This window comes from Tepidicaulis sp., from assembly GCF_965222285.1.
Lineage (GTDB): Bacteria > Pseudomonadota > Alphaproteobacteria > Parvibaculales > Parvibaculaceae > Tepidicaulis.
In genome coordinates, this window is the sequence record NZ_OZ244942.1 from 3,138,773 (window position 1) to 3,163,680 (window position 24,908).

Genomic DNA, 24,908 nt, shown 5'->3' on the forward strand with positions numbered 1-24,908 from the left:
CGGATCAGCCGAAAGAAAGAATGTGCCCCTCATCAGGCCGGATCGTGCCGTCAAGCGCGGCCTGATAGGTCGCGACGATTGCCGCTTCGCCTTTGCCTTCGCGCACCTTCATCCAGCCTTGCGCAAAACCGGCAAAGGCGATCGAGGCTTCCGCTACCCGGTTCTGGAAACCGGCCGGACCCCAATCCTTCATGCGCTTGGCAACCTGGGTGGGAGCGAAGAAGAATTCCGGCTGCGGCCCCGGCAGAGCATCCGCGCCGCCCGCGCCTTTGTCCCAATGCGCGCCGCCCACAAGCATGCTGTAGGTCAGATCAGTGTCCAGGCGTTCATGCACCGCCCGGCGCACATCGCCATTGCCGGCAATATCGACAAAGACGGATTTTTCTTTGTTCATATCGCCGATGCCGTCATAAAGCACCACGTCGTCATAACAACCGAGCGCGCGTACGAAATCCGCATTTCCCGGCGAGGTGAGCCCCACCGTGCGAACGCCGCCATTCTTCTTCAAAAGAAAAGCAAGGCCGATGGAGGTCTTCGCCGAGGCGCTGGAAATCACCACCGCCTTTGCGCCGTAAAAATAATTATCGCGCAGCTGATCCTCGATCAGGAACGAGGTGGTGAAAAGCGGCTTGAAGAGCATCTGGAAAGCTTCCTGCGCGCGGTCGTAGGAGGGGTCCGCCGCGCAGCGCAGATACTGGTTATAAACATCAGCAAGCCCCTGCCGGTGCGCCGCCCCGTCGAAGAAAGAACCGTTCTTCACGTTCACGGGGCTGGCCTTCAAATGCGTGGACATGGGGAAATAGCCGTAAAGGCGCTCGCCTTCGGTAATTTCCGGATGACGGCTCGCCGCGACCGTCGCGAACCCCCAGACCGGGATGCGCCCCTTAGTTTCATCGCCCGCCGGAAAGAACGACCAGTAAGACATCGCCTCGCCGAAAGCGGCATAGGTCACATTATTCGCCGTGAAAGCGAAATGCTCGACCTTGAGCAAGACCTCTCCTTCTTTCAGCGCATCTGCTGCCCCGGCATCCGACGGGGTGAAGGCATGATCATGCAGATCGTTTTTGGAGACGATAAAATCTGTCGCGGCGCTCATCCGGTCCTCCCTTGGCTTTGCCCAAGCATGGCAAAGGGGCCCGCGATGTCCAGACACAAAGCCGTTCAAATATGCAAAACGCCCGGGCAAGGTTGCGGCCTTGCCCGGGCGGTGCTGTCAAAAACGTGGAATGGCGCTTAAGCGGCGAGCTTCTTACCCGCTTCCGTCGCCTCCAGCTGCGCCTCAACGAAGCTCCAGTTCACGAGCTTGTCGAGGAAAGTTTCCAGAAAAGCGTCGCGCTGGTTCTGATAATCGAGATAGTAGGCGTGTTCCCACACATCGCAGACGAGAAGCGGCGTCTGGCCTTTCAGATGCGGCGTTTCGGCATTGGGCGTCGAGACGATTTTCAGCGTGTCGCCATCCGCCACGAGCCAGACCCAGCCGCTGCCGAAGCGCCCGGCGCCGGCTTTGACGAATTCTTCGCGGAACTTATCGGCGCTCGAGAAAACTTTTTCGATGGCCGCACCGATCTTGCCGGTGGGCGCACCGCCGCCTTTCGGGCCCATGCAGTTCCAGAAAAATTCGTGGTTCCAGGACTGCGCGGCATTGTTGAAGACACCCGTGTCGCCTTTCTTGTCGGCGGCCAGCAGAATATCGACGAGATCTTTGCCCGCATAATCGGTGCCGTCGATCGCGGCATTCAGTTTCTTCACATAGCCGGCATGGTGCTTGCCGTGGTGAAATTCCAGCGTCTTGGCCGACATGGCCGGCTCGAGCGCATCTTTGGCGTAGGGGAGATCGGGGAGCGTAAAAGTCATATGGTCCTCCTTGTGATACGCATTGGGGAATGGACGTCGTTCCCGGCACATATAGGGCACGGACACGCAAAACGAAACCGTTGCAGCTGAAACCCGCCAGGACGCTTGCTTATGCGGCCGCAAAGGGGCGCGGCAGAGGGGGCGTGGCCGCCTTGAATGCAGTGAAGCGGAAATGGCGCCGGTCAACCGGTCTTTTCATCGCCTGAAGCACCGGCATGGCGCGCACGGCGCACCACATTGAGCAACCTTTGCGGAACCGCCTCGCGCTCGACAGAAGCAGGCGTCTGACTGAGCACGCGGTGCTGCGCCCGCATCAGGGAAAACTGCGCCGCCAGCACCTCGTTGCGCATCAGCGCGGTTTCTACCGCGCGGCGCGCCTCCGGTGTATCCAGCAAACCGTCCAGATAGTCCCAAAGGTCCTGGTAGCTGATGGTGTGTGTCTCCGTCATGTGCCACTCAATACGTTTGGGCTACACGTCAGAAAACGTCAGGCAGCGCGGCCGGTTCCGTCTTTCGTCTCGGAAACGGCCTCATCTGGCCTCTTTTGCGCCTTAAACGGAATTGCCCTCGCCCACGACGGAATAGTCGGTGCTGCGCGCGCGCTGTTCGGGATCGTCCAGATTTTGCGCGTTGAGGCCGCGGGCAATCAGCTCGCGAATGGCCGCAGCGCGGGTGGGAATACGTTTATCAAAACGCCATTCATCAATCAGATTGAGCTCACGCTCGTCCAGCATGACCTGCAATCTTTCGGTTCTGTGAAGTTTACGGTTTTCAGCCATCTTTCCTGTCCTGCCCGGAGCGGAAGGAATGCCCCGAACGACCCTTCCGCGGGAGCCTGTCCCGGTTATTCGTCAAGATGAGCCCGCCCGCACCGACCCTGCGGTCACCGGCCTTTAGCCTATCGCAAAGGCCGGACCGGCACAACTTACTCAAAATACGTCAGTTACGCTTCCTGATCATTATCATCAATAAACACAAGATGCTAAAAATACACAACATGTATAAGTTGATGATACTACTTAACATGACAAAGTAATTCATGCGTTTTTACTTGAAGGAGATTTGAGGGGCGTTAGCCTGAAAAGCGTCGGAACGAGATAACGCGACAAACGAGAGAAGGACTTACCCCCCATGAAGAACTTCGAACTCGACGCTCTGGAAACCGAAATCCCTCACCTGCGCCGCTATGCGCGCTCGCTCACGCGGGAGGTCACAAGAGCTGACGATCTCGTTCAGGACTGCCTGGAGCGGGCGATCGCCAAGCAGCAGCAATTCACCGCCGGCACGAACCTGCGCTCCTGGCTTTTTACGATCCTGCACAATGTGCATATCGACAATTGCCGCAAGCAGAAGCGCCGCGGCGAAACGGTTCCCGTGGAAGACTGGCAATCGGGCCTTTCCGTGGAAGCGCATCAGCACTGGGCCATCGAGCTGCGCGATTTTCAGCGCTGCTTCAATCAGCTCAAATCGGACGAACGCAATATTCTGAAGCTGATCGCTATCGACGGGCTGCAATATGAAGAAGTAGCCGACCAACTCGGCATCGCTACGGGCACGGTGAAAAGCCGGCTCTTCCGCGCGCGGCGCAAACTGCGCGAGCTGGAAAGCGCTGCCGCGCAGCGCTCCCGGTTTGCCGTGCATACAGATCACGCACCCCGGGCCTATGCTTCCTAAGAGAGCCGCCGCGCCCGCTTCTTCTTAAAGAAGCGGGCGTAGCAGGCTGCCTTACCGCCAAATACGCGGTATACTTATTCCATGAACTTTCCCGATCAGCCTCTTTTGCCCCGCACCGCGGGCGGCGACTTGCGCCGTGTCGGTGTGGAAATTGAATTCGGCGCCCTGCCCCTTAAAGATGCAGCTCAAATCGTGCAGCGTCTTTTCGGCGGGCAGATACGCGAGGCCGAACGCTTTTACTGGCAAGTGGAAGAGACGAAATACGGCACCTTCTCCCTGGAGCTCGACAGCCAATATGCGCATGGCGAGGGCAAGCTGCCGGAAGGCGCGGCCGAAGAAGGGCTCGACCCGCTGGTCGCCAAGCTGCAGCAAAACACCCGCGAGGTAATCGGCGAAATCAGCAAAGTTGTCGTGCCGAACGAGATCACCTGCCCGCCCGTGCCCTACACGGCGCTTGGCGAGATCGACGAGCTGACGGGTGCGCTGGCCGCCGCCGGCGCCGAAGACACGAAAGGCTCGCCCTTCTATGCCTTCGGCCTGCAGCTGAACCCGGAAGTTGCCGAAGAAGGCGCGGATTACATTCTCAATCATCTGCGCGCTTTTTGCCTTCTGCGTGACTGGCTGCGGGCTGAAATCGATGTGGACAGGCTGCGCCAGTTCCTGCCCTTCGCCGATCCTTTCCAGCCGGATTATGTGAAACGCATTCTGGACCCGGCTTATGCACCGGACCTGCCGGAGCTTATCGAGGATTATCTTGCCGCCAACCCGACGCGGAACCGCGAGCTCGATATGCTGCCGCTTTTTGCCTATCTCGATGAGCCGCGCGTTTCCCGGCGCATCGGCGATGCGCTCGTAAAAGCCCGCCCGACCTTTCATTACCGCCTGCCCGATTCCCGCCTCGGCCAGCATCCCGCCCCCGTCACCCGCGAATGGCGGCGCTGGCTGGCCGTGGAGCATCTGGCAGGCGATGAAAAAAATCTCCGCGCTCTTGCGAGGCGTTATTTGCGCGAGACACCGCCGCCGGAAAGCTGGGCAAAAATCTGCGCCGCCTTTATCGAAAAGGGAGAGGCGGCATGACACGCCCCCTTATCGGCATAACCGGCGCCCACCGGCGCGGCTGGCTCATGTGGCAGCTGAACCGCTTCGCCATCTGGCGGGCCGGCGGCAAGCCGCTGCGCGTTACCCCGCAAACGCCGCAACGTGAAATCGCGGCCTGCAGGGGACTTGTCATCGGCGGCGGCGATGACATCAGCGCAGAGCTTTATAAAGGCGAAGCCACCCTTGCCGTTAAAACCGACCCGGAGCGCGACGCGCTCGAAAAAGCCGTTCTCGCGGAAGCCGAGGAACGCAAACTGCCGGTGCTCGGCATCTGCCGGGGCGCGCAAATGATCAATGTGCTGCGCGGCGGCAATTTGCATCAGGACATTTATGCGATCTATGCAGGCCTGAAAAAGCAAAAGACGATCCTGCCCCGCAAGACCGTCACGCTCGTGCCCGGCACACGCCTGCAGCAGCTTTTAAGAGGTGAGCAGCGCCGCCGTGTCAATGCGCTGCACCACCAAGCGATCGACCGGCTCGGGGAAAGGCTGCAGGTCGCCGCGCGCGATGAACACGGCATGGTGCAGGCGGTCGAGGCAACGACGCGCCGCTTCCTCATCGGCGTGCAATGGCATCCGGAATTCCTGATCTTCGACAATTATCAGAACGGCCTTTTCCGCGCTCTGGTGAGAGCCGCCCGCCGTTTTGCCGAGCGCGAAAAAGAAATCCGCGCTTAATCGCGCTGCACTTCTTCCAGCCGCAGCGCGCTGAGCGCCCCGACCAGCCCCATCAGCGCGAAGATCCCGACAACCACGCCCGGCCCCGTATAGGTGGCAAGAAGGCCGAACGCGCCGCCCGCAGCCAAAAGCAGGCCGATGATCGTGTTGGAAAGAGCGGTATAGGCCGCGCGCTTTTCCTCCCCTACCATATCGACAATATGAGTGGACCGGCCAAGCCGCACACCCTGATGAGCGATCATCAGCACGAACAGCCAGAGCGGCAAAAGCCAGCCACTGCCCACCTCCCAATGCCGCGTCAAAAGCGCCAGCAGAAGCGAGAGGGAGGTAAGACACCCGGCAAGAAAAAGCACCTTCCGGCTGGAGCGGTCCGAAAGACGGCCCCAGACATAACTGCTCACGAACCCTGCCAGGGCAGAAGCGCTGACAAAAGCGCCGAGCGCACCAAAGGCGCCGCCCTCGCCTGCCGCCAACATGAGAAGGAAAGGCGGGGATAGCGCGCTCGCCATCAAGAAAGCACGGGCCAGAATAAACCGGCGCAGCGACGCGTCGCTTTTTAAAAGACCGATCTGCGACAGCGCCACATCGAACGCGTTGCGCCCGCCTTCGCTGGCGCCGGGCACTTCTTTCAGCCGCAAGAACGCCACAGCAGCCGTAAGCCATAAAAACCCTGCAAGAAAAAGCGCGCCGAGAACGACCTTAAGGCTGCGCTCCAGGAAACCGCTCGCAAGCGCCAGCCCGAACAGCAGCACAAAGCCCGCCGCCAAGCTGTTCGCCGTGCCCGTCACCGTGCCGCGCGCCGATTTCGTGACCGTCTTGCCCAGCACATCCTTATAGGCGACGGAGCAAGCGGAGCGCGCGAGGGAGAAAACAGCAAGGAGAAGCAAGATCAGCCCTCCCACCCAGACACCCTCAAGGAACAGCCCCGCGGCGCCCATACCGAGCACCGCAAGGCCCTGAACGGCGGAGCCCGCCGCCCAGACGAATTTGCGCCGGCCGAGCGAGCGGATATAGGCGGCAATGAAAAGCTGCGGCAGAAGCGCGCCTGCCTCCCTGATCGGCACGAGAAACCCGGCCATGAAGGCAGGCGCGCCGAGCGCCTGCAGCAGCCAGGTCAGAATGATTTTGGGATCGGAGAGCCCGTCCCCCATTTTCGTCAGGGAAAGAGAGAAAAGATGCGCGGAAAAATTTCCCGGTTGTTCGTCGCACGCAGCCTCGGGAATGTCCCGGCACACACGCCCTTCATCGTCTCCGGTAAGAACGCTGTAAAGATCTTCTTGCAGCCCCGCCATCTCATCTCCCTTTTCATTTTGCAACGAATATAGCGCAACGGAACGGTGAGAAAAGCTGACCCAAACCCGTCTTCTTTTCGCCTTCATATTCTTACTTTCGCCTACTTCATCCGCTGGCGGAAATATTTATACCGCGCGGAAACTCTGCGCTCGCCAATGCCGTTGATGGAGCAAGGTTGCTTCGGAATACCGGGGCGCCGATACGAGACGAAAGAGATGAACGAAAGGAACAGACGATGAAACGTTTTCTGATCACGAGTGTCTCGGCGTTCGCCCTTATGGTTCCGGCCATGGCTGTGGCGGACATGGACTCTGGCAAAGGGGCCAAAGCCCCGCAGGCTGAGCCGAGCGAGAACTACACGCTTGACGAACTGGGTAGTGACATTGGCGAGGGCGTGGAAGCCACCGGTAATGCCATCGAAGAAGGTGCGGAAGAAACCGCCGAAGCCGTGGATGACGCGCTGACCGGTGAAACCGAACTGCGCACCGTTGCCGATCTTCAGGCTGAAGGCGGCCTGAGCAGCAGCAATGCCATCGGCAAGACCGTGCTTGGCAGCGCGGGCGAAGAAATCGCCACGGTGCATGACATTGTGGTGCCGGCCGAAGGCGAAGCGCAGGCCATCCTGAGCGATGGTGGCATTCTGGGCGTCGCCCCGCGCCTCACCGCGGTGTCTTATTCCTCGCTGACGCCGTCCTTCGAAGACCAGAGCCTGGATCATTTCACGCTGGCGGCCACCGAAGAGGACCTTCAGCAGCAGCAGGCTTTCGTCTATGCGCAGGATAACGCAGAGGCGGCGAATGCCGAGCTGATGGCCGCCTCCAGCACCAGCCTTCTGGAGCTGACCGGCCAGGAAGTGTCCAATGCCGCAGGTGAGGAAATTGCCGAAGTCAAAGATATCTATATCGATGACACCGGCGCCCCGCGCCATGTGCTGCTCGGCACCGGCGGCTTCCTCGACATGGGCGAGAAATTCGTCGCCGTCGATTATAACGATATGACCGTGGAACAGGGCGCCGGCGGCCCGACCGTCAATCTGACCCGCGCTCAGCTTGAAGCGGCGGCGAGCCTGGAGCTCGACGCTCAGCGCTAAAACCTGCGGAAATGCCAAAAAGAAAAGGCCGCCCTCGGGCGGCCTTTTTTATGTCCGGCTGCTTCAGGCTTTCGGCGGGGTCCGAGGGGATAGGGGCGCCTGAAGCAGCCGGCGCGATAGACGGCTGGCGGGCAAGCCCGCCGGAAACCGGCTGTCTCAGGAAAAACGCATAACGCAAAAAGTGGTTCCGAAATTTATGCGCTTACCGGCGCCGCGCCTTCCAATTGTCTCAACCCCCGGATCTGGCCGAGCGCCCAGCCGAGCACGACAAGCGCCACCGCGATAATCGCCGCTTCGCCCAGAAGGTTGATCCGGCTGGCGAGAAAAGGCAGCAGAACCGCCGAGCCCACGACCCAGGAAATGTCGAGCGCAACGACCGCCCAGCCATGAGAGGGCTGAAGAGGCACCCGTGTGGCCACCCATTCAACGCCGAGCGCAAAGACGAGAAGCCCCCCGCCAAGTACTTGCAGCAAGGGACCGGCCTCCGGCGCGCCGATAAGCCCCGCCGTCCAATGCCCCGCACCGAGCAGCAGCGCGGCAAAGAGAAAAGAGGACCCGGCATTGCAAAGAAGAACGCGGCGCAGCAACCGGCTGCGCGCATCGAAAGGGGCCGTCCCGGCCCAGGCATCGATCAGTTTCATCAGTCCGCTCCTGTGTTCACTAAGGACGGGACTGAGTTTGGCGGGATGTGGAAGAAAACCAATTCTCCAGGAGGTAAGAAAGATGGTCAGTCTTCCATCAGCGCCGAAATCACCTCACGCGTTTCTTCATCCGCCGGCATGAAGGCTTCGATCCGCAACTCCTGCAGCGTGATGTCCTGCGGTGTGCCGAGCATGGTGATGACGGAAAAAAGCCGCGCATTGAGATCGCCGATCTTCAAATGCACAGGGATCAGCAATTCGGCCGGCGCGCTGACATCGAAAAGATGCCAGCGGCGGGGCACGTCTTCCCTCTTCAGTAGGTCTTCGAGAAGCTGCAAAGTCGGATCGCCGACCTGGGCATGCATCGCCTCGCGGTGCATGCGCTGGATCATGTAATAGGCAACCTCGTCCCAATTGGCGATATAAGGCCGCATACCCTCATCGGAGAAAATTTGGCGCAGCATATTGGGCCGCTCGCCCGGCGCGCCGGCAAGACCGGGGAAAAACGTTTCGGCAAGCTTGTCATACGCCCGGTTGCTTTTCAGCACGTTCCAATGCGCATCGAGCGCGACGGCGCCGTATGGATTGTAACTTTCCAGCATGAAATCGATAACGGTTCGGATATGCGCCATTTCCGGCGCATCGATATCCGTTTCCGAATAAAGCGGGGCATAGCCTGCTGCAAGCAGCAGCGCGTTCCTGTCCCGCAGTGGAATTTCCAGCGCCTCGGAAAGCGTGATCACCATGTCCCGGCTGGGCTCCGCGCGCCCGGTTTCGATGAAACTGAGATGACGGGCGGAAATTTCGGCTTCACAGGCAAGATCGAGCTGGCTCATCCGCCGCGTGGTGCGCCAGTTTTTAAGATATTTCCCGATAGGGGAGACATTCTTTTCCGCTGTTTTCGCTGCCGCTTTGCCCATCTCTCATCCTCCTTGACGAAGTTTACTCAGGCTAAAGGGGCGAAAACAGGAAACAATTACCTCATCGGTAAGGGAGCCACTTCCTCAGAAAATAACCGTTGCGAAGAGCGTGTCGCTATAGGCACCCGCCGGGGTGTTCTGCCCGGCGGGAAGGCGGCCATAGACGGGAAAATCCGTCACACGGAAAAACAGCACATCGAGGAGATAGGCATTGGCGGCCTGGCCCGTGCCGCCCGTCCCATCGCCCCAGACCTGACTGCGCGCGGCATCGAGATAAAGATTATAGGACAGCGCATCGCCGCCCGACTGCATGGCCCGCGCACCATAGACCCCGCTCATGCCGGGGCTGAGCGCCACGTCATAAGAAACCACCGCGCCCAGCACCAGCGCGCTGCAGCGCACGGAGATATTGCCCACCGCATCGAGCGGGCCGGGTGCCAAAGGATTGTAAGCGCCGAATGTCAGCGCACTCCCCGTCACCTCGCAGGTGCAGCCAAGCCCGACACAGCTCGCCCGGCTTTCGGCAGGATATAAGAAAAACAGCGCGGCAAAAATCAGGGCGCTCAAAAACTGTTTCATAGGCCCGCCTGCCTTTCCGCCATGCAGCGGTGACGGGAAGCGCGCGCTTCGGATGGCGGCAGTGCCGTGACCCGGCATCGCCCCTCCGGCGTTTGAAACGAGATCTCTAACCCGATACCGGCCTCCAGAAAAACACGCCCGCCGCGCCCGACAGGCACCGGCTTTCCGTCCCCATCGAGACGCGTAATGTGCCAGCCTTCCGGGAAAGGCGTCCCGTCGGCGCGAGTAAGATAAATCACTGCGCCCTTTTCCCCGGTCTTCTTGAACGTAACGAGATGGCCCGTGCGCGCGCCCGGCACGACGATGTTCTCCAGCACATCGAAACTCGTGCGCAGCGGCAGATCATGCGGGTCGATGGAAAGACGGTTTTCCTCATAAGCGCGCAGCGAAGTGAGCACCGCCCGTCCTGACCCGTCCGTGCGCGCAACAAGCCGCCGGTCCTGATAGATGCGCACATCTTTTTCATTGCCCACATCGACAATCGCAAAACTGCCGGTAATGGGCGGGGCGAGCGCGGCCTTGCCGCCTGCCAAAACCGCCGCGCCGCGGGCGGAAAGGCGCAGTGCCTGCGTGCCGCCGAAACGCGTTGCGAGCAGCGCGGCATCGCCGATGGATGAACGGTATTCCAGCCCGGCTTCTTCACGCTGCGTGCCGCCACGCGAAAGGCGTGCGGAATACCCCACCTCGCCGATCGCCGCCGCATCCTTTCTGTAACGCAGATCGGAGGTCCAGCCCTCCCCGTCATAATCCGCACCGAGCGCGCCGCTGCCCTCACCCAGCGGAAAAGAGAGAAAGGCGCCGAAAAAGAAATCCTTCTCAGGTTTTAGAAGACGCAAGGCGGAAAGCCGGTAAGTGGCGCCTCCGATGGGCCCCGAAAGCGTGAGCCCCGCGCTTCTGAAATCGGAGCGGAATGACCCGGCGGCACTCCCCCGCTCGTCCCTGTCGAGAAGCGAGAGCGAGAGACTGTGCCCGCCCTCGCCTTGCACGGCAAACTGTCCCCGCGCCGTGGCGCGCGGCGGCGCATCGTCCTGCCCAAGCCGCCTGAAGCCGGGCGTTGCCGCCTCATAGGAAAACGCCGCACTGAAGGGCGCGGCGCGCCATTCGTAAAACCCGGCGCCCTTGATCCCGCCTTCGCCGTTCGAGCGGCTGAGCGTGGCGGACAGATCGAGCGCACCGAGACCGGAAAATGCGGCGGAGAGCCCGCTGCCTAAAGACTGGAAAGAAGAGGCTCCTTGCGCCCTTCCTTCCAGCGTCAAATTATTCGTCAGCCCGCGCCGGTAAAGCGCGGCGGCAAAGGGCGTATCATAGGCATTCGAGCGCAAGCCAAACCCCTCGCGCAAGAAACCTGCTTCAAGCGAATAGGCGGCAAGGCCGGGGCGCAAAAGCTGCGGGCTTGCATAATAAGCTTCCGTCACTTGCCTTTCCCGGCCAAGCGCATCGCGCAGCACGACCGTAACCTCCCCGCTTCCTTGCACCGCCGGAATATCGCCAAGCGAGAACGGCCCTTCCGGCACCTCGCCCTGAAACCGGCGCACCCCGTTGATAAAAAGATCGACCGCGCCCGGCAATTGCGCCTCGCCGGTAAAATCGAGCGTCGGAAAGGTGATGAAACCGGGCTGCAGCGAAAACTCCGTGCCCCATTTTATCCCGCCGAAGCGCAGCGGAGCCTCGCCGAATTGCGGCTGGGTGAGCGTGTCGCCCAAAGTCAGCCGGGCAAGGCCCGCCGGATCGTCATGGGTGATATGGCTTTCAAGCCGCGTGCAGCGGCGCGCAGCGCCATAAGCGCAGGTGAAAACCGCCCGCGCATTGGAAAGGCCGGAAAAGACCACCCCTTCCCCAAGAAGGCCGCCGCTGCTTTCCCCCTCGCGCCAATCTGCGGAAATATCGTAATTGAAGAAAGCGCCCGCCCCTTCCGTGCGCGCCGCCAGCGCCTTTGACGGCTGGACAGAAAGCATCGTGCGCTTTTCGCAGCCTGCCAAGCAGACAAGATCAAGCGTGCCTTTATCGATATTGAAAGAAGCGCGCATGCCCGAAAGCCTGTCTGCGGCAATGAACCCCTTACCGCCGCGCTGCACGGCCTCGCCCTCGAAGGCAATACCTTCCCGGTTCAAAAGATCGAGCGGAAGAAAAAGCATGCCCCCTTCAACCAGAACACTGACCACGTCTGCGCGGGCCTTGCCGTCGATGATGGGAAGAAGAAAATGATACTGCGCATCTTCTTTCTGACTTCTTTCAGAAGCACTGCCCGTCACGGCCTCGTCAAACTGCGCATCGAGCGCGCCTCTGAGCGGCACAGGCCGCAGTGCCCCGGCAAGACTGTCGCCTCCCAAAAGAAATGCGGCAAGCATGAGCACACTACTTGCGGACAAGACGGCGCGCATCATCGCCGGGCACCAAATCATAAAAGCGGGGAGAAGCATCACCGGCTGAGATGAGCGCCGCCTGAAAAGGCGCGCCCGCCCCGGCACCTTGCCATGGCACACATTCGCGCGCCGCCGCGCCCGGCAAATAGTACTTCTGCGTCATGAGGCGCGCGCCGGAGGGTGACTTAAGCCAGAGCAGTTTTTCATGGGCGCTGCCTTCATTGCGCGCATCAAGACAAAGCGTCCCGTCGCCGCGCGGCTTGAGTTTCAGCGACAACGTGCCCTCACTTGCCGCCGCTTCCAGAAAAACCGGAAGCAGCATCTGTAGCCGCACACGCAGACCCAAAGATGTATCGGGCGGGGAAATATCCCGCGCCAGCACGCGGAAGGCAGCTTCCTCTTTTCCCCATTCACCCGCCTCCATGACGCCGGCCCGCACGAGCCGCCGCTCGCCGGGCGCCAGGGTAAAAATCGGCGGCGTGATGATCAGGCCCGGCGCTTCCTCATAAACGTCCTCTCCCCTTTCCTGGCGCCATCGATACCCCAGCATTTCGATGCTGACGGTTTTCTCCGCCGTATTGGCGACATGAAAAACACCGACCGGATTCTCCCTCGGCAGGAGAAGCGAGACGGGACCGATCTCGAAAGCAAAGGCATGGCCTGATATCGCAAACAAGAACGCCGCGCAAAACCAGGAACAGAGGAACCGCATCATCTTCCCTCCCTCAATAGGTGATGGTCGCTGTGACGGTGTCGGTATAAAGGCCGGAGGGCACGGACTGCCCGCCGGGGATCTGGCCGTAAACGGTGAGCGCCTGCAGCGCGCCGCTGCCCGTTCCGCTTACGGTGTTGACGCCAGATGTCTCTCCCCAGACGCTGGTGCGGGCCGCATCGCTGTAAAGCGAATAGGCAAGCTGATTGCCTCCATTCGTCATGAAGCGCGTCGCGACACTTGCCCCTGCCCCGAGCCCGGCGCTCAAGCCCACTTCATAAGCGGCGCCATTCGTGCAGGTGATTTCAAGCGTCGTTGCCGCATTGAGCGGTGTACCCGAGACGGGATTATAATTGCCGAAATTGAGATCGTTCGCAGTGATCGAGCAAGCGGCGAGCACGCTCGCCGTCACCTGAAACGTGTCCGTATCGGTTGCCGCCTGAAGCGGTTGCGGCAAGGAGAGAAGAAAGGAGGAAAGAAAGACAGCGCTGAACCGGCGCAGCGATGGCCAGATGCCGAAGCGTATGGGGCTCATGACACACGTCCTGTCGCCGCCTCATGGCCTGCGCGCCCGAACGCCGCTTTTCCGCAACCTGAATGGGACGAACTCTCACATTCTTGCTGCGGCACTGCGCCTTACCTGAAGGCACAGCGAAACGTCATCTCCACCCATCCGTCAGAATACGGAATGTCACCTAAGAAAGCGTAAACCGGAAAGTTTATATTGAACGATACAACCTTTGAGGGCATATCGGGGAAAACAGCACCGAATACCGGCGCAGGCGCTCAGCCTCAGCGGTTGAAGGCCTCGGGAAAAGGCGTTTCGTCCCGCGCGCGGATATCGGCAGGCGGCAAACCGAACCCAAGATCGACAAACTCAAAACCGGCAAAAGGCTGCGTCAGGAAAGGCCCTTCCACCTGCAGCAATTCTTCCAGCGCCAATGTCGTGCCGGCATGCGCGAGAATGAACGGCGCGCCGCTTTTGCCGTCGATCAGCGGCAGGCAGTTCATAATGACTTCTTCCTGCCGTTCGCGCTCATAGCGCTCGCGCACGAGCACACGCGCCCCGCAGGCATATTGGATCATCGAGCCGGCCCGTTTGACGCCGCGGGCAATACGCTCCGCGCCGATATAATCGCCGTAGCGCCGGCCTGTGATGTCATGAGGGACACGCGCGCTATGGCCTGTGCCGACCAGACGGAAGACCACATCGTCTTCCGTGACTTCCATGAGAATAAGGTGAGGGAGAAGATTGGCGATCTGCCGGTTGGGGCCGACATCGCGGCGGTCGGGCAGCCCGCCATCCGCGGGCAGGAGAGAGCGCCAGTACTCCCCAAGCTGTTGCATGGGATCAATGGTTTGTACGGCGGACAACGCAAATCTCCCGCAGAATGAAACGGATAGGCCCCCCAGACTTTCGGCCGAAGACGGTCAGCCCGTCTCTGGCCCCGACTCTAAAATCGAGCCCCCAAAAAAACATTAACGCGAAGCCCGTCCAGCGCCTGCGGCAAAGCCGCCCGCATGGCGGTTTTTCGCGTCCCGGCGCTAGAGTCCCAGCCCGTTTTGCCTATAGTTAATAGAACGCGACGGACAGTTTCAGGTTCCAGCCCGGAGGGCCGGCATGATCGATCTCGATCCCATTCTTCTTGCCCGTATCCAGTTTGCCTTCACCATTTCCTTTCACATCGTCTTTCCCGCTTTCACGATCGGGCTGGCGAGCTTTCTGGCCGTGGTGGAATGGCGCTGGCTTGCAACCGGGGATGAGCGCTTCCGCAAACTTTATAAGTTCTGGGTGAAAATCTTCGCCGTCGCCTTCGGCATGGGCGTCGTTTCCGGCGTCGTCATGTCCTACCAATTCGGCACAAACTGGTCGGTCTTCTCGGACAAAGTGGGCAATGTCATCGGCCCGCTGCTCGGCTATGAAGTGCTGACCGCATTTTTCCTCGAGGCTTCGTTTCTCGGCATCATGCTTTTCGGCTGGGGCCGGGTCAGCCCGCGCATGCATTTCGCCTCGACCTGCATCGTCGCCATCGGCACGTTGATTTCCGCCTTCTGGATTCTTTCCGCCAATAGCTGGATGCAAACCCCGCAAGGCTTCGAGATCGGCCCGGACGGGCGGCTTTTCCCGACCGACTGGCTGGAGATCATTTTCAATCCCTCCTTCCCTTACCGCTTCGCCCATATGGTCACGGCCGCCTATCTCACCACCGCCTTCGTGGTGGGCGGGGTCGGCGCCTTTTATCTCTGGAGCAAAAGACATGAGAGCGAGGCGCGCGTCATGCTCGGCATGGCGGTGATCATGGCCGCGCTCGTTGCGCCCTTGCAGGTTTTCCTCGGCGACCAGCACGGCCTCAACACGCTCGAGCACCAGCCCGCAAAGGTTGCGGCGATGGAGGGCCATTACGAGACCGGACGCGGCGTGCCGCTGCTGCTCTTCGGCTGGCCCGATGAAGAAGCCGAAGAGATGCGCTACACGGTCGAAATTCCCGGCCTTGCCAGCCTCATCCTCACCCATGACTGGGACGGCGAGGTGAAAGGCCTGAAAGACTGGCCGCGCGACGAGCGCCCGCCCGTTGCCTGGGTCTTCTGGTCCTTCCGCGTCATGGTGGGGATCGGCTTTTTGATGGTCGGCATCGGCCTTGTCAGCGCCCTCTATTATTATCGCGGCAAGCTCTTCGAAACACGCTGGCTGCAGCTCTGGTGGATGGCGATGATGCCGAGCGGCTTCATCGCGCTGCTCGCCGGATGGTTCGTCACCGAAATCGGCCGCCAGCCTTATGTCGCCTACGGCATCATCAAAACCGCCGACGGCGTGTCTCCTGCCATTCTGGGGCCGCAAGTTGCCTGGTCGCTGATGGCTTTCATCATCATGTACACGCTCGTCTTCGGCGCGGGCAGTTTCTACATCCTCAAACTGATCGGCAAAGGCATTCCGCCGGGCGAGGACAGTGAGAACGACGAGGCAAGCGATTATTACGGCCATGGGCTGGAAGCCGCGCCGCTGCGCGCGGCGGGCAGAAAACCGGAGGCGCCGCATGTTTGATTTTTCTTCCGCGCTCGACCTTCCCCTGATCTGGGGCCTTCTTATCGCGGCAGCGGTTTTTCTTTACGTGCTGCTCGACGGGTTCGATCTCGGCCTCGGCATTCTTTTTCCCTTCGCCCCGTCCGACAAATCCCGCGACCGGATGATGAATTCCATCGCGCCCTTCTGGGACGGCAACGAAACCTGGCTTGTGCTGGGCGGCGGCGGGCTCTTTGCCGCCTTCCCGCTTGCCTATGCGGTGCTCATGCCCGCCTTTTACATTCCCATCATCCTGATGCTGCTCGGACTCATCATGCGCGGCGTCGCTTTTGAGTTCCGCTTCAAAGCGGAGGGCAACTCCCGCCGCCTTTGGGATTACACGTTTCACTTCGGCTCGCTCATCGCCGCGCTTTGCCAGGGCATGGTGCTCGGCGCCTTCGTGCAAGGGGTGGAAGTTTCGGGCCGCAATTTCGCGGGCGGGCCGTTCGATTGGGCAAGCGCTTTCAGCGTCATGACCGGGCTTGCGGTCGTGGCGGGCTATGTGCTCCTCGGCGCCGCCTGGCTCATCATGAAGACGGAGGGGGAAACGCAGGACTGGGCCCGAAAGGTCGCGTCTTACGCGCTCGGCCTTGTCGGGATTTTCATGGGGCTCGTCAGCCTTTCCGTGCCCTTTCTCAATCCCGCCATTGCCGATTTCTGGTTTTCGGCGCCCAATATCTTCTTCCTCACGCCCGTACCGCTTTTAACCGCCGCACTTTTCGTGCTTCTCTGGCGCGATCTGCACCGCGCCGATGCCGAATACCGGCCCTTCCTGACCGCCATGGGCATTTTCGCGCTGGGCTATCTCGGCCTTGCCCTCAGCCTTTATCCCTGGATCGTGCCCTTCGAGATCGATATCTGGGGCGCGGCGGCGGCCGGCACCTCCCTCTCCTTGCTGCTTGTCGGCGTGCTGCCGCTTTTGCCCATCATTCTGGGCTATACCGCCTATAGCTATTACGTCTTCCGCGGGAAGGCGGGCCATGAGCCGATATATTGAGCGCGCCCGCCGCTGGCTCGGCACCCATCCCAAAGCCCGGCAATGGCTCTGGTTTGCCGCGCTTTGGGCAGGCGGGCTTGCCGCCGTCACCGCCCTTTCCTACCCCATCAAGTTTCTCATGACCGGGCTTTAACCATGCGCGCGGGTAAGCGCGCTCCCATGCGCCGGTGACCTGAACGTGAATTCCCGTGATCGCCGCTTCCTGCCATCTTTTGATCAAACGTCCCAAGTTACGGGACGAAACAGATGAAACGGCAGAAAACAGGGGCCGGGTATGGATGTACTCAACGACATTCTCGACACGCTGGATCTGAAGGGCGCGCTTTATTTCCGCACTGACTTTTGCGCTCCCTGGGGCGTCACGGTGCCGGAACTGCAGCAAGCTGCCCGCTTCCATCTCGTGGTGCAGGGCAATTGCCACGTGACCTTCCCCTCCGGTGCGGAGATCGATCTGGGGCCCGGCGATCTGGTGCTCATTCCCAAGGGCCGCTCGCATATTCTGTCCGATAAAAGCGGTGCGCACGCTCCGCCGCTTGAAACGGTGCTGGAGCGCGCCGGTTTTGCCGGGCAAGGCGTCCTTGTCTGGGGCGAAGGCAGCGCCCATGCGGCCACTCAAATGGTCTGCGGGCACCTCTCCTTCCGCGGCGGCGCGGACCATCCGCTGCTGCGCGCCCTGCCCGAATATATGCTGGCAAGCGCGGCCACCCGGGCGCGCACGCCGCTGCTCGATGAAATGCTGCGCCTTGTTGCACGCACCGTCTTTTCCGGGGAGATCGGCTCGGACGCTGCCGTCACCCGCCTTTCGGAAATCGTTTTCATCGAGCTGTTGCGCGCCGGCATTGCCGAAGACCCGCAGCTCGGCACGATGCTTGAGGCCTTGCGCGACAAGCAGATCGGCCGCGCCCTCGAACTTATTCACGCCAACCCTGCCCGTCCCTGGACGGTGGAACACCTGGCGGCGGAAATCGGCATGTCGCGCAGCCGTTTTGCCGACCGCTTTTCCTCGCTGATGGGCGTCGGCCCCATGGCTTATCTGGCCGATTGGCGGCTGCAAAAAGCGCTGGCATTGCTCGACGATTCGCGCTGCTCCGTACAGCAGGTCGCGACCCAAACGGGCTATCAGTCACCGGCCGCTTTTACCCGGGCTTTTGCCGGAAAATTCGGCCTTCCGCCGACGGAATATCGCCGCGCCCTCGCTTGAGTTTGCGTTCCGTCCCAAAGACATTGCAGTAAATCCCTATCTCTTGCGGGCTAATTGATCAATCGTCCGGCCCGCCACAAATTGCCCCTGTCGGCCAGTAACGGCCCGAAGGAGCGGCAACGCCCGCGCCCCGAAGGCCATCCGTCCGTATCTGCCGCAAGGGGCACCCTTTAAAGAACGCTCCTTCCGGCATCATTGATGACCGGCCATGCACGGCCAGTTCGAACAAGGGTAAGACCATGAATATCATCGATCACCTCTCCGTCGGCGTCCCCAGCATTGACGAGGCGCGTAAATATTACGACGGCCTGATGGAAACGCTTGGCTGCACCTGCATGGCCGCCACCGACGGCTTTGCCGCTTACGGCAATGGCTCGGTCCAGTTTCTCGTGATGCTGCCCAATGACGGCGCCGCATACACCGCCGGCAACGGCACACATATCTGCTTCGCCGCGGCAACGCGTGAAGCGGTCGACGCTTTCCACAAGTTCGGCTCCGCCAATGGCGGCCAGTGCGAAGGTGAACCGGGCCCGCGCGCGGCCTATCCGAAGCCGGACATCTACACCACCTTCGTGCGTGACCCCTTCGGCAACAAGCTCGAAGCGATTCACAACGGATTTTCTGCGTAACCTTTGACTATATGGGGCTGATTATGGAAACGGCTTATCACTACCTCGCCCTCAGCGGCGTTCTTACCGTCCTTCTCTGGACACCTTACATCCTGGCACGGGTCTTCGTTTGGGGCCTGCCGACCTTCCTCAACAACTATCCGGAAGGCTATCCGGCCAAACAGCCCGAGCCGCCGCTTTGGGCACAGCGGGCGCAGCGCGCGCATTTGAACATGGTCGAAACCATGCCGGCTTTCATCGCCGTCGTGGTGGCCGCCGGTTTCCTCGCGGGTGAAGCGGCTGTTGCCGTCGTCGCCACCTGGGCTGCCGTGTTCTTCTATGCCCGCATCGCCCATGCCGTGGTCTATATCCTGGCCGTGCCCTTCCTGCGCACACCGGTCTATCTGGTGTCCTGGGCGGCCATCTTGATCATCGGCGCCCAGTCCCTCCTTTGACCGGGCTCTCCTCTAATAGGCCGCTTCTCTGACCGGCATAAGGGTCGATGCCTCTCATCGGCTGGCCGCAAGGCCGCGGGAGGGCGCTTCCAGACGGGAGCGCCCTCTTTGCTTTTAGGACCTATTCCAGCAACACGCCGAGCAGGCGGGCGAGCTCACCGGCCTCTTTCCCGCTTTTCAATTTTACGCCCACATGCGTCTCGATCGCCTTGCGGTAAACGGGCCACATATCCTTAAGGAGCGCGCGCCCTGCATCGCTGATCACGATGATCTGGCCGCGCCCGTCTTCCGGGTGGCGCCGTCGTTCGATCAGCCCTGCTTCTTCAAGACGCGCGAGCAGGCGGGAAATATTGTGCTGGGCAATCAGAAGCTCCGCCTCAAGCGCGCCCGGCCGCAAGCCCCCTTTGGCGCGGCGCAGCTCCAACAGCACGTCGTACCAGGCAAGCGGGGGAAAGCCCGCCTGTTTCAGGTCCCGCTCCACCGCGCTCAGCACATGCCGGCCTGCGCGCATCAGCCGCGCCCAGGCAAGAACGGTCTCCTTGGAAGGTGTTTCCCCTGACATGGGCCGATCATCCCCCATCCATGCAGCTGCATCAAGATTGACAAAATGGCGCGTCGCCCCATATAGATGCAAATGCATCTATATGGAAGGAGACCGGCATGACCCAATCCGCCCAGAAGCTTCAAGAACCTCTCACGCTTGTCAGTCACACGCTCTGTCCTTACGTGCAACGTGCGGTCATCGCGCTGACGGAAAAGGGTGTGCCTTTCGAGCGCAAGGATGTGGACCTTTCCAACAAGCCGGACTGGTTCAAAAAAATCTCCCCGCTCGGCAAGACGCCGGTGCTGGTGGTGGGCGAACAACCCATTTTCGAATCCGCCGTCATCGCCGAATATCTGGAGGAGACGGCGCCGAACCCGCTGCATCCACAAGACGCGCTTTCCCGCGCCGATCACCGCGCCTGGATCGAATTCGGCTCGGCGATTCTCAATGACATTTCCGGTTTCTATAACGCCAAAGACGCCGAGAGCTTCGAGGCGAAACGCGCACAGATCGCAGAACGCTTCGCCCGCCTCGAGACCCGCGTCAAAGCGGCGCCCTGGTTCGACGGGGAAAGTTTTTCCCTTGTCGATGCGGTCTTCGGCCCGGTCTTCCGCTATTTCGACACGTTCGAACGCTTCGGCACCTTCGGTTTCTTCGACGAGACCCCGAAAGTGCGCCGCTGGCGCGAAACCTTGAGCGCGCGCCCTTCCGTGCAGAAGGCAGTAAGCCCTGCTTATCCCGAACTCCTGACCGAGTTCCTGAAAAACCGCGGCTCCTATCTGTCCGGTCTGATCGAAGCCAAAGCCGCTTAACGCGCCACGCCGTCCTCGCCGCTGCAGGAAGATGAAACAGCAGGCGATGCGCCAGCAAGACGGCGAAGCAGAAGAAGGCGCAGCATTTCGACCTCATTCAGCACATCCAGAGGATCGCGCTGCGCCGTTTCTTCTAGCGCCTGCCGTAGCCAGGGGCTGGTGCGCGGGTTGGAGCGCACGAAGGCTTCCGCCTGCTCAAAGCGTAAAGACCGCATATCTTCACCTTTCATCGCACCTTCTCCTTACTCGGCAGCATTCAGAAAGACAGGGCTTCCCGCGCCCTTCCCCGGCAAAGGTTCTTCCTCCCAGGTAAGATCCCCGGCATAGCGCGCGGCAAGCCGGCCTTCTTCATCCATGGCGAAAAGATGCAGCCATTTATTGTCGAAGAGGGCGCGCACCTGACTGTTCCGCGCGAGGATTTCCGTCATCGCTTCCTTCGGCGCTTCGATGCAGATGGAGAGCCGGAGCGGCCGGTGCATCAGTTTCTCCCCGTCATGAACGGACTGCCAGGGAAGGCCGGCGCGGAGGGGACCCGTGCTTCCTTCTAGCACCCCCATGCCCCCCGTTACATTGTGGAGGAGCTTGTTACCCGCGCCGAAGACCGACGGGGCAACCGCCGAGCCGTAATATTGCAGGCTGATCCAGCTTGCGACGACCACAGGCGCGGTCATGATGAGCTCGAGGACGGAAAACTCCTTATCCGCGTGCCAGTCATATTCATGCAGGAAAGCCTCGCCGGAAAGGTCGAGCCCGTGAGTGCGCATCCGTGGCGCGGCGATAAAGGCCTTGCAGCCGGCAAGCCCCCATTCCGGGCGCACTTCGGCCCAGTTGTAGCTTCTTGCCGCAACATCGCCCGGCGTCTTCGCGCCCGGCAGCCGCCGCGCCCGTTCGGCCCGGGCAAGAAGCCCCGCCTTTTCAAGCGCGCCCCTGAGCAAGGCGATTTCTTTTGCATGGCCCGCTGCCGGCACATCCTGATCGAAGAGCGTGACCTCGTCTTTCGTCGTGTCATGCAGCGCGGCAAGGAAGAGCGTTTGCGAAGGGATCACGATGCCGCTCTGCGCAAGTTCAGCCCGCACCAGAGGGTCGTTGAGAAGCGATGCCAGCAAACGCGCGTTCACATCCCCCGCATAGCCCCCGCAGGCCCCGCAGTGAAGCGCGCTCGCATGAGGATTGTTGCGCGCGCTTGCCCCGTGCCCTGCAAGAAGCACGAGCCGGGCAAAATCCTTCGTCATAGACATGGCCCTGAGCACGCTCTCGCCAAGCGCCGCGCGCTCGGCAAGATCGAGCTCGGGGGCGAATTTCGGCGCCGGGTCGGGCGCCTTATGCGCCACGCCGCCGCCCAGCCCGTCGCGGAAGAGCTTGCCCACATAAAGCGGGCCCGTTGCTTCCACAAAGGCAAACGAGGAAACGGCGGCCATTTTAAAGCGCCCCCAGGCCCGGCTCGCCCGCGCCAAAAGCCGCGCGCGCAGATCCGTCTCTTTTTCTTCTTCTCCTACCGCGCAGCTATGGAGCGCAGGAGACAGCAGAACCGGCAGCCGCTTTTCCTCTATATCCGAGGCAAGCGCGTGATGCACCGCCGGCAGGCCGAAGAACCCGGCAAAGCCCGATGTGCGCGCGCCAGGATAGGCCGTCTCCAGCGCGCGGCGGAAAACTTCCGAGCGCACATCGATGCAGAAGGCGGCATGGAGCGGGGTTTGCGTCTCCTCTTGTTCCGCAAAATGCCCGCCCGAGAGAAGCTGCGTGGCAAGGCGCCGCTGCCCGGCCCGCTCCGCAGCTTCTTGCAGAATTTCATCGGCAATAAGGCCGGGCGTCACCTGAGGCGCCTTCTCATATTCAGCAAGCGCCTCCTGCCAGGCAGGCGCGATTTGCTTTTGATGGAGAAGATAAAGCGCTTCTTCCCAGACAAGCCGGATGATCAGAAGATCGCACAGCGTTTCGTCTGCGCCTCCTTCAAGCTCCGCCTGCCAGAGCCGGTAGCGCGCCGCCTGCGCCCAGCCGCCGAGCTCCATCAAGAGCCGCTGGAAGTAAAGCGGGCACGCAGCCTCGCTTACCTGAAGCGTTGCCAGCGCGCGCGCCGCCGCTTCAAGAGGACGCTGCGGCGCATCGGCGACATGGGCGGCAAACCCGCGAAGGCCGAGAATTTCCGGCACGAGGTCGTAGCTCGCCGCTGCCCGCCAGGAAGCATAGGCCCGCTCCTTGCGCGGCAAGGCCCAAAGCGCTTGACCTTCATCGAAATAAGCCCCGGCCCAAGCCCCGATCCGCTCGGCGGCAAGGCCCGGCCAATCGGTGCCGGAAGCATCGGCGGCAAGCCCGGCAATTGTCGGCAAAGCATCCGGAACCTGAATGTCGGTTTGCGCCGCGCGCTTTAGGGCCGCGATATCGGCAGGCCGGTCTGCATGGGGCGAGGCGGCAAGGGCCGCTTCCAGATCTTCATCCAGGATCGCACCTTTGGCGATTTCCGCCTCATACCAGCTGCGCGCCATCGTCACTTTGATGCCGGCGGTTTTGCCGAGAAGGGCGCCCGTTCCCGCCAGGCCCCTATCCACTTGGCCGAGAAACGGATTGACGGCAACCGAGGAAGAAAGCGGCCAAAGCGGCGGCACGGTGCGCGCAGCTTCCTTCATTGCCGCATCAAGACCCTCTAGCGCCGTTTTGTTTGGAAGAGCAGACGTCACCGTCATCGCCTTATCCTTTCTTTGCAGCCGGATGCCCGGCGGAAACCTGTTCTCTCACCTGCCAGCTTCCCAGGAGGCGGTCGAAAAGCGCGTTGGCGTAAAGCCCATTGGCCAGATGCGCCCGCGAGCCAGCCGCCGCCGGATGCGCCGACCAGAGCGGGAAGGTCGCCTGGGCAAAAGCCGTCAAAGCGAAGCTGAGCACTGCAAGCGTGATGAGCGCCCATTCGAGCGGTCCCGGTGCGGGCGTGGCGGGCAAGGTACCCGCCGTCAGCCATTCGGCCCCCGCTTGCAGCGTGAAATAGCCTGCGGTCGCGGCGAGCGAATAAAGCGCGGTGCGCTGCGTCAGCAATCTCGGCGCAGCATCCGCAAGGCCCTGGGCAAGGAGATACGCAACGCCGAAGATGAGGATGGCACCGAGCGCGACCGCTTGCGGGGATTTCGTCTCGAAGCCGAAAAACGCGCCCGTGCCTGCGAAAATCGCAAGAGCGATGAGGAAGGACCGCCCCACGGCCTTGCCGTTTGGGACTGCGATGGGGCCGGGCCGCTTGATCGCGGCAACATTTTCCACGGCGCTGCCGGAGGAAAGAAAGGCATGGGCTTTGTAGAAGGAATGTGCGGCGATGTGCAAAAGCGCGAGCGGGAAGAGCGCGAGCCCGCATTGAAAGATCATGAAGCCCATCTGCGCGATGGTGGACCAGGCGAGCGAGGTTTTGACCGCCGGCTGCGTCAGCATCACCAGCGAGCCGAAAAGCGCGGTGAACCCGCCGATAAGAACCAGCGCGGCCAGCACGCCCGGCGCCAGCAGCATGACATCGGCGAAACGGATCAGAAGAAAGCCGCCCGCATTGACGACACCGGCATGAAGAAGCGCGGAAACCGGCGTCGGCGTATCCATCACTTCCGTCAGCCAGCCATGGGCCGGGAACTGCGCCGACTTGAAAAGCGCGGCTAGAGCGAGGAGACCTGCGGCGAGAATGAGGGCAGCGCCGCCGCCGTCCGCAAAATCGGCCCGGGCAGCCGCGCTGAGCGCGCCGATCTCCTGTGTGCCGTAAGCCATATAGAGGAGAAGCGCCGCCCCGATCAGCGCGCCGTCACTGAGCCGCGCCATCAGCGCGTGTTTGCGCGCCGCCCGCCGCGCCGGAAGGCGTTCGGGATAAAAGAGCAGAAGTTTTTGCAGGAAAAGGCTCGCAGCGATCCAGGACAGAACGAGCCCGGACAATGTGCCCGCCTGTACAAAGAAAAGAACCGAGGCAAGCGTCAGGCAGAGCCAGCCGGTAAAGGAACCTTGCCGCGCCTCCCCGTCAAGATAACTTGCCGAAAACCGCAAAACCGCCCAGCCGATGCTGGCGACGACGAGCAGCATGGTAAGGGAAACCGCATCCGCCATGAAAAGCCCTTTGAGCGGGGCAAGCGCCGGAGGCAGAAGCCCCTCACCCGCTCCGAACGCGGCAAGCCCGGCAGCGCCCAGCACGGCAAAAAGGGAAAGAAGCGCCGCGCCTTCCGCCGCGCGCACCTGGGCGCGCGAGCGCAGACCCGGCCCCGCAAAGGCGGCAAATCCGGCAAACAGAAGAAGCAGCGGCGCAAGGACCGGCAGGAGCGCCAAAAGTGCGGCGGCGGCAGGGCCATCGAGGTCGGGCGGGATAGGCATGGGATC

At 61.4% G+C, this 24,908-nt stretch carries 27 protein-coding genes; 11 read left to right on the plus strand and 16 right to left on the minus strand.

What is annotated here, in order from left to right:
• Window positions 1-4: 4 nt before the first annotated feature.
• The 4 genes from ACOQOT_RS14975 to ACOQOT_RS14990 form a co-directional block, all read right to left on the minus strand.
• On the minus strand, window positions 5-1,096 hold the full coding sequence (locus ACOQOT_RS14975) for a DUF2855 family protein (protein WP_420559993.1): 1,092 nt from the start codon (window positions 1,094-1,096) through the stop codon (window positions 5-7).
• A gap of 137 nt (window positions 1,097-1,233) precedes the next feature.
• Complete coding sequence (locus ACOQOT_RS14980; RefSeq protein ID WP_420559994.1) at window positions 1,234-1,854, minus strand: superoxide dismutase; 621 nt, start codon at window positions 1,852-1,854, stop codon at window positions 1,234-1,236.
• Between the two features lie 182 nt (window positions 1,855-2,036).
• Window positions 2,037-2,303: a hypothetical protein gene (locus ACOQOT_RS14985; protein ID WP_420559995.1), complete on the minus strand. Its 267-nt coding sequence runs from the start codon at window positions 2,301-2,303 to the stop codon at window positions 2,037-2,039.
• A gap of 102 nt (window positions 2,304-2,405) precedes the next feature.
• A complete protein-coding gene (locus tag ACOQOT_RS14990; protein WP_420559996.1) occupies window positions 2,406-2,633 on the minus strand; it encodes a hypothetical protein in 228 nt (75 codons plus the stop codon).
• Window positions 2,634-2,985: 352 nt separating this feature from the next.
• On the opposite strand from ACOQOT_RS14990, the gene ACOQOT_RS14995 reads away from it, so the two are divergent.
• The 3 genes from ACOQOT_RS14995 to ACOQOT_RS15005 all read left to right on the plus strand — a co-directional run bounded on the left by ACOQOT_RS14995 (window position 2,986) and on the right by ACOQOT_RS15005 (window position 5,303).
• Window positions 2,986-3,528: a sigma-70 family RNA polymerase sigma factor gene (locus ACOQOT_RS14995; RefSeq protein WP_420559997.1), complete on the plus strand. Its 543-nt coding sequence runs from the start codon at window positions 2,986-2,988 to the stop codon at window positions 3,526-3,528.
• An 81-nt stretch (window positions 3,529-3,609) separates the two neighbouring features.
• A complete protein-coding gene (locus tag ACOQOT_RS15000; RefSeq protein WP_420559998.1) occupies window positions 3,610-4,605 on the plus strand; it encodes an amidoligase family protein in 996 nt (331 codons plus the stop codon).
• The gene (locus ACOQOT_RS15005; protein ID WP_420559999.1) at window positions 4,602-5,303 is read left to right on the plus strand and encodes a gamma-glutamyl-gamma-aminobutyrate hydrolase family protein; all 702 of its coding nucleotides are present in this window, start codon (window positions 4,602-4,604) and stop codon (window positions 5,301-5,303) included. Before ACOQOT_RS15000 ends, ACOQOT_RS15005 begins: the two co-directional genes overlap by 4 nt.
• Here ACOQOT_RS15005 and ACOQOT_RS15010 read toward each other — a convergent pair.
• Window positions 5,300-6,595, minus strand: coding sequence for an MFS transporter (locus ACOQOT_RS15010; RefSeq protein WP_420560000.1), 1,296 nt, complete (start codon window positions 6,593-6,595; stop codon window positions 5,300-5,302). The genes ACOQOT_RS15005 and ACOQOT_RS15010 overlap by 4 nt on opposite strands.
• Before the next feature lie 236 nt (window positions 6,596-6,831).
• On the opposite strand from ACOQOT_RS15010, the gene ACOQOT_RS15015 reads away from it, so the two are divergent.
• Entirely contained in the window at window positions 6,832-7,686 is an 855-nt protein-coding gene (locus ACOQOT_RS15015) for a PRC-barrel domain-containing protein (protein ID WP_420560001.1), read from the plus strand.
• A gap of 194 nt (window positions 7,687-7,880) precedes the next feature.
• Here ACOQOT_RS15015 and ACOQOT_RS15020 read toward each other — a convergent pair whose 3' ends face one another.
• From ACOQOT_RS15020 to ACOQOT_RS15050, 7 genes are all read right to left on the minus strand, one after another.
• Window positions 7,881-8,327, minus strand: a complete 447-nt coding sequence (locus ACOQOT_RS15020) for a hypothetical protein (protein ID WP_420560002.1) — start codon at window positions 8,325-8,327, stop codon at window positions 7,881-7,883.
• A gap of 86 nt (window positions 8,328-8,413) precedes the next feature.
• Window positions 8,414-9,247, minus strand: a complete 834-nt coding sequence (locus tag ACOQOT_RS15025; protein ID WP_420560003.1) for a helix-turn-helix domain-containing protein — start codon at window positions 9,245-9,247, stop codon at window positions 8,414-8,416.
• A gap of 84 nt (window positions 9,248-9,331) precedes the next feature.
• Window positions 9,332-9,826, minus strand: a complete 495-nt coding sequence (locus ACOQOT_RS15030) for a spore coat U domain-containing protein (RefSeq protein WP_420560004.1) — start codon at window positions 9,824-9,826, stop codon at window positions 9,332-9,334.
• Complete coding sequence (locus ACOQOT_RS15035) at window positions 9,823-12,174, minus strand: fimbria/pilus outer membrane usher protein (RefSeq protein ID WP_420560005.1); 2,352 nt, start codon at window positions 12,172-12,174, stop codon at window positions 9,823-9,825. The genes ACOQOT_RS15030 and ACOQOT_RS15035 overlap by 4 nt, the downstream gene beginning before the upstream one ends.
• A gap of 7 nt (window positions 12,175-12,181) precedes the next feature.
• Entirely contained in the window at window positions 12,182-12,904 is a 723-nt protein-coding gene (locus ACOQOT_RS15040; RefSeq protein ID WP_420560006.1) for a molecular chaperone, read from the minus strand.
• Window positions 12,905-12,914: 10 nt separating this feature from the next.
• Window positions 12,915-13,436 (minus strand): spore coat U domain-containing protein, encoded by a 522-nt coding sequence (locus ACOQOT_RS15045; RefSeq protein ID WP_420560007.1) that lies wholly within the window; start codon window positions 13,434-13,436, stop codon window positions 12,915-12,917.
• Between the two features lie 257 nt (window positions 13,437-13,693).
• On the minus strand, window positions 13,694-14,275 hold the full coding sequence (locus ACOQOT_RS15050) for a PAS domain-containing protein (RefSeq protein ID WP_420560008.1): 582 nt from the start codon (window positions 14,273-14,275) through the stop codon (window positions 13,694-13,696).
• Between the two features lie 247 nt (window positions 14,276-14,522).
• On the opposite strand from ACOQOT_RS15050, the gene ACOQOT_RS15055 reads away from it, so the two are divergent.
• From ACOQOT_RS15055 to ACOQOT_RS15080, 6 genes are all read left to right on the plus strand, one after another.
• The gene (locus ACOQOT_RS15055; RefSeq protein ID WP_420560009.1) at window positions 14,523-15,944 is read left to right on the plus strand and encodes a cytochrome ubiquinol oxidase subunit I; all 1,422 of its coding nucleotides are present in this window, start codon (window positions 14,523-14,525) and stop codon (window positions 15,942-15,944) included.
• The gene (gene cydB, locus ACOQOT_RS15060) at window positions 15,937-16,959 is read left to right on the plus strand and encodes a cytochrome d ubiquinol oxidase subunit II (protein ID WP_420560010.1); all 1,023 of its coding nucleotides are present in this window, start codon (window positions 15,937-15,939) and stop codon (window positions 16,957-16,959) included. Before ACOQOT_RS15055 ends, cydB begins: the two co-directional genes overlap by 8 nt.
• Entirely contained in the window at window positions 16,943-17,092 is a 150-nt protein-coding gene (locus ACOQOT_RS15065; RefSeq protein WP_420560011.1) for a hypothetical protein, read from the plus strand. The genes cydB and ACOQOT_RS15065 overlap by 17 nt, the downstream gene beginning before the upstream one ends.
• A 141-nt stretch (window positions 17,093-17,233) precedes the next feature.
• Entirely contained in the window at window positions 17,234-18,160 is a 927-nt protein-coding gene (locus ACOQOT_RS15070) for a cupin domain-containing protein (RefSeq protein WP_420560012.1), read from the plus strand.
• A 239-nt stretch (window positions 18,161-18,399) separates the two neighbouring features.
• Window positions 18,400-18,789 (plus strand): VOC family protein, encoded by a 390-nt coding sequence (locus tag ACOQOT_RS15075; RefSeq protein WP_420560013.1) that lies wholly within the window; start codon window positions 18,400-18,402, stop codon window positions 18,787-18,789.
• 23 nt (window positions 18,790-18,812) lie between these two features.
• On the plus strand, window positions 18,813-19,223 hold the full coding sequence (locus tag ACOQOT_RS15080; protein ID WP_045443780.1) for an MAPEG family protein: 411 nt from the start codon (window positions 18,813-18,815) through the stop codon (window positions 19,221-19,223).
• 121 nt (window positions 19,224-19,344) lie between these two features.
• On the opposite strand, the gene ACOQOT_RS15085 is transcribed toward ACOQOT_RS15080, so the two are convergent.
• Window positions 19,345-19,785: a MarR family winged helix-turn-helix transcriptional regulator gene (locus ACOQOT_RS15085; protein WP_420560014.1), complete on the minus strand. Its 441-nt coding sequence runs from the start codon at window positions 19,783-19,785 to the stop codon at window positions 19,345-19,347.
• Between the two features lie 98 nt (window positions 19,786-19,883).
• Here ACOQOT_RS15085 and ACOQOT_RS15090 point away from each other — a divergent pair, with 98 nt between their 5' ends.
• Window positions 19,884-20,579: a glutathione S-transferase family protein gene (locus tag ACOQOT_RS15090; RefSeq protein ID WP_420560015.1), complete on the plus strand. Its 696-nt coding sequence runs from the start codon at window positions 19,884-19,886 to the stop codon at window positions 20,577-20,579.
• On the opposite strand, the gene ACOQOT_RS15095 is transcribed toward ACOQOT_RS15090, so the two are convergent.
• The 3 genes from ACOQOT_RS15095 to ACOQOT_RS15105 are packed head-to-tail and all read right to left on the minus strand — an operon-like array spanning window position 20,576 to window position 24,902.
• Complete coding sequence (locus tag ACOQOT_RS15095; protein WP_420560016.1) at window positions 20,576-20,809, minus strand: hypothetical protein; 234 nt, start codon at window positions 20,807-20,809, stop codon at window positions 20,576-20,578. The two genes, ACOQOT_RS15090 and ACOQOT_RS15095, sit on opposite strands and share 4 nt — an antisense overlap.
• Before the next feature lie 12 nt (window positions 20,810-20,821).
• A complete protein-coding gene (locus ACOQOT_RS15100) occupies window positions 20,822-23,260 on the minus strand; it encodes a YbcC family protein (RefSeq protein ID WP_420560017.1) in 2,439 nt (812 codons plus the stop codon).
• 4 nt (window positions 23,261-23,264) lie between these two features.
• A complete protein-coding gene (locus ACOQOT_RS15105) occupies window positions 23,265-24,902 on the minus strand; it encodes a proton-conducting transporter membrane subunit (protein WP_420560018.1) in 1,638 nt (545 codons plus the stop codon).
• Window positions 24,903-24,908: the final 6 nt, after the last annotated feature.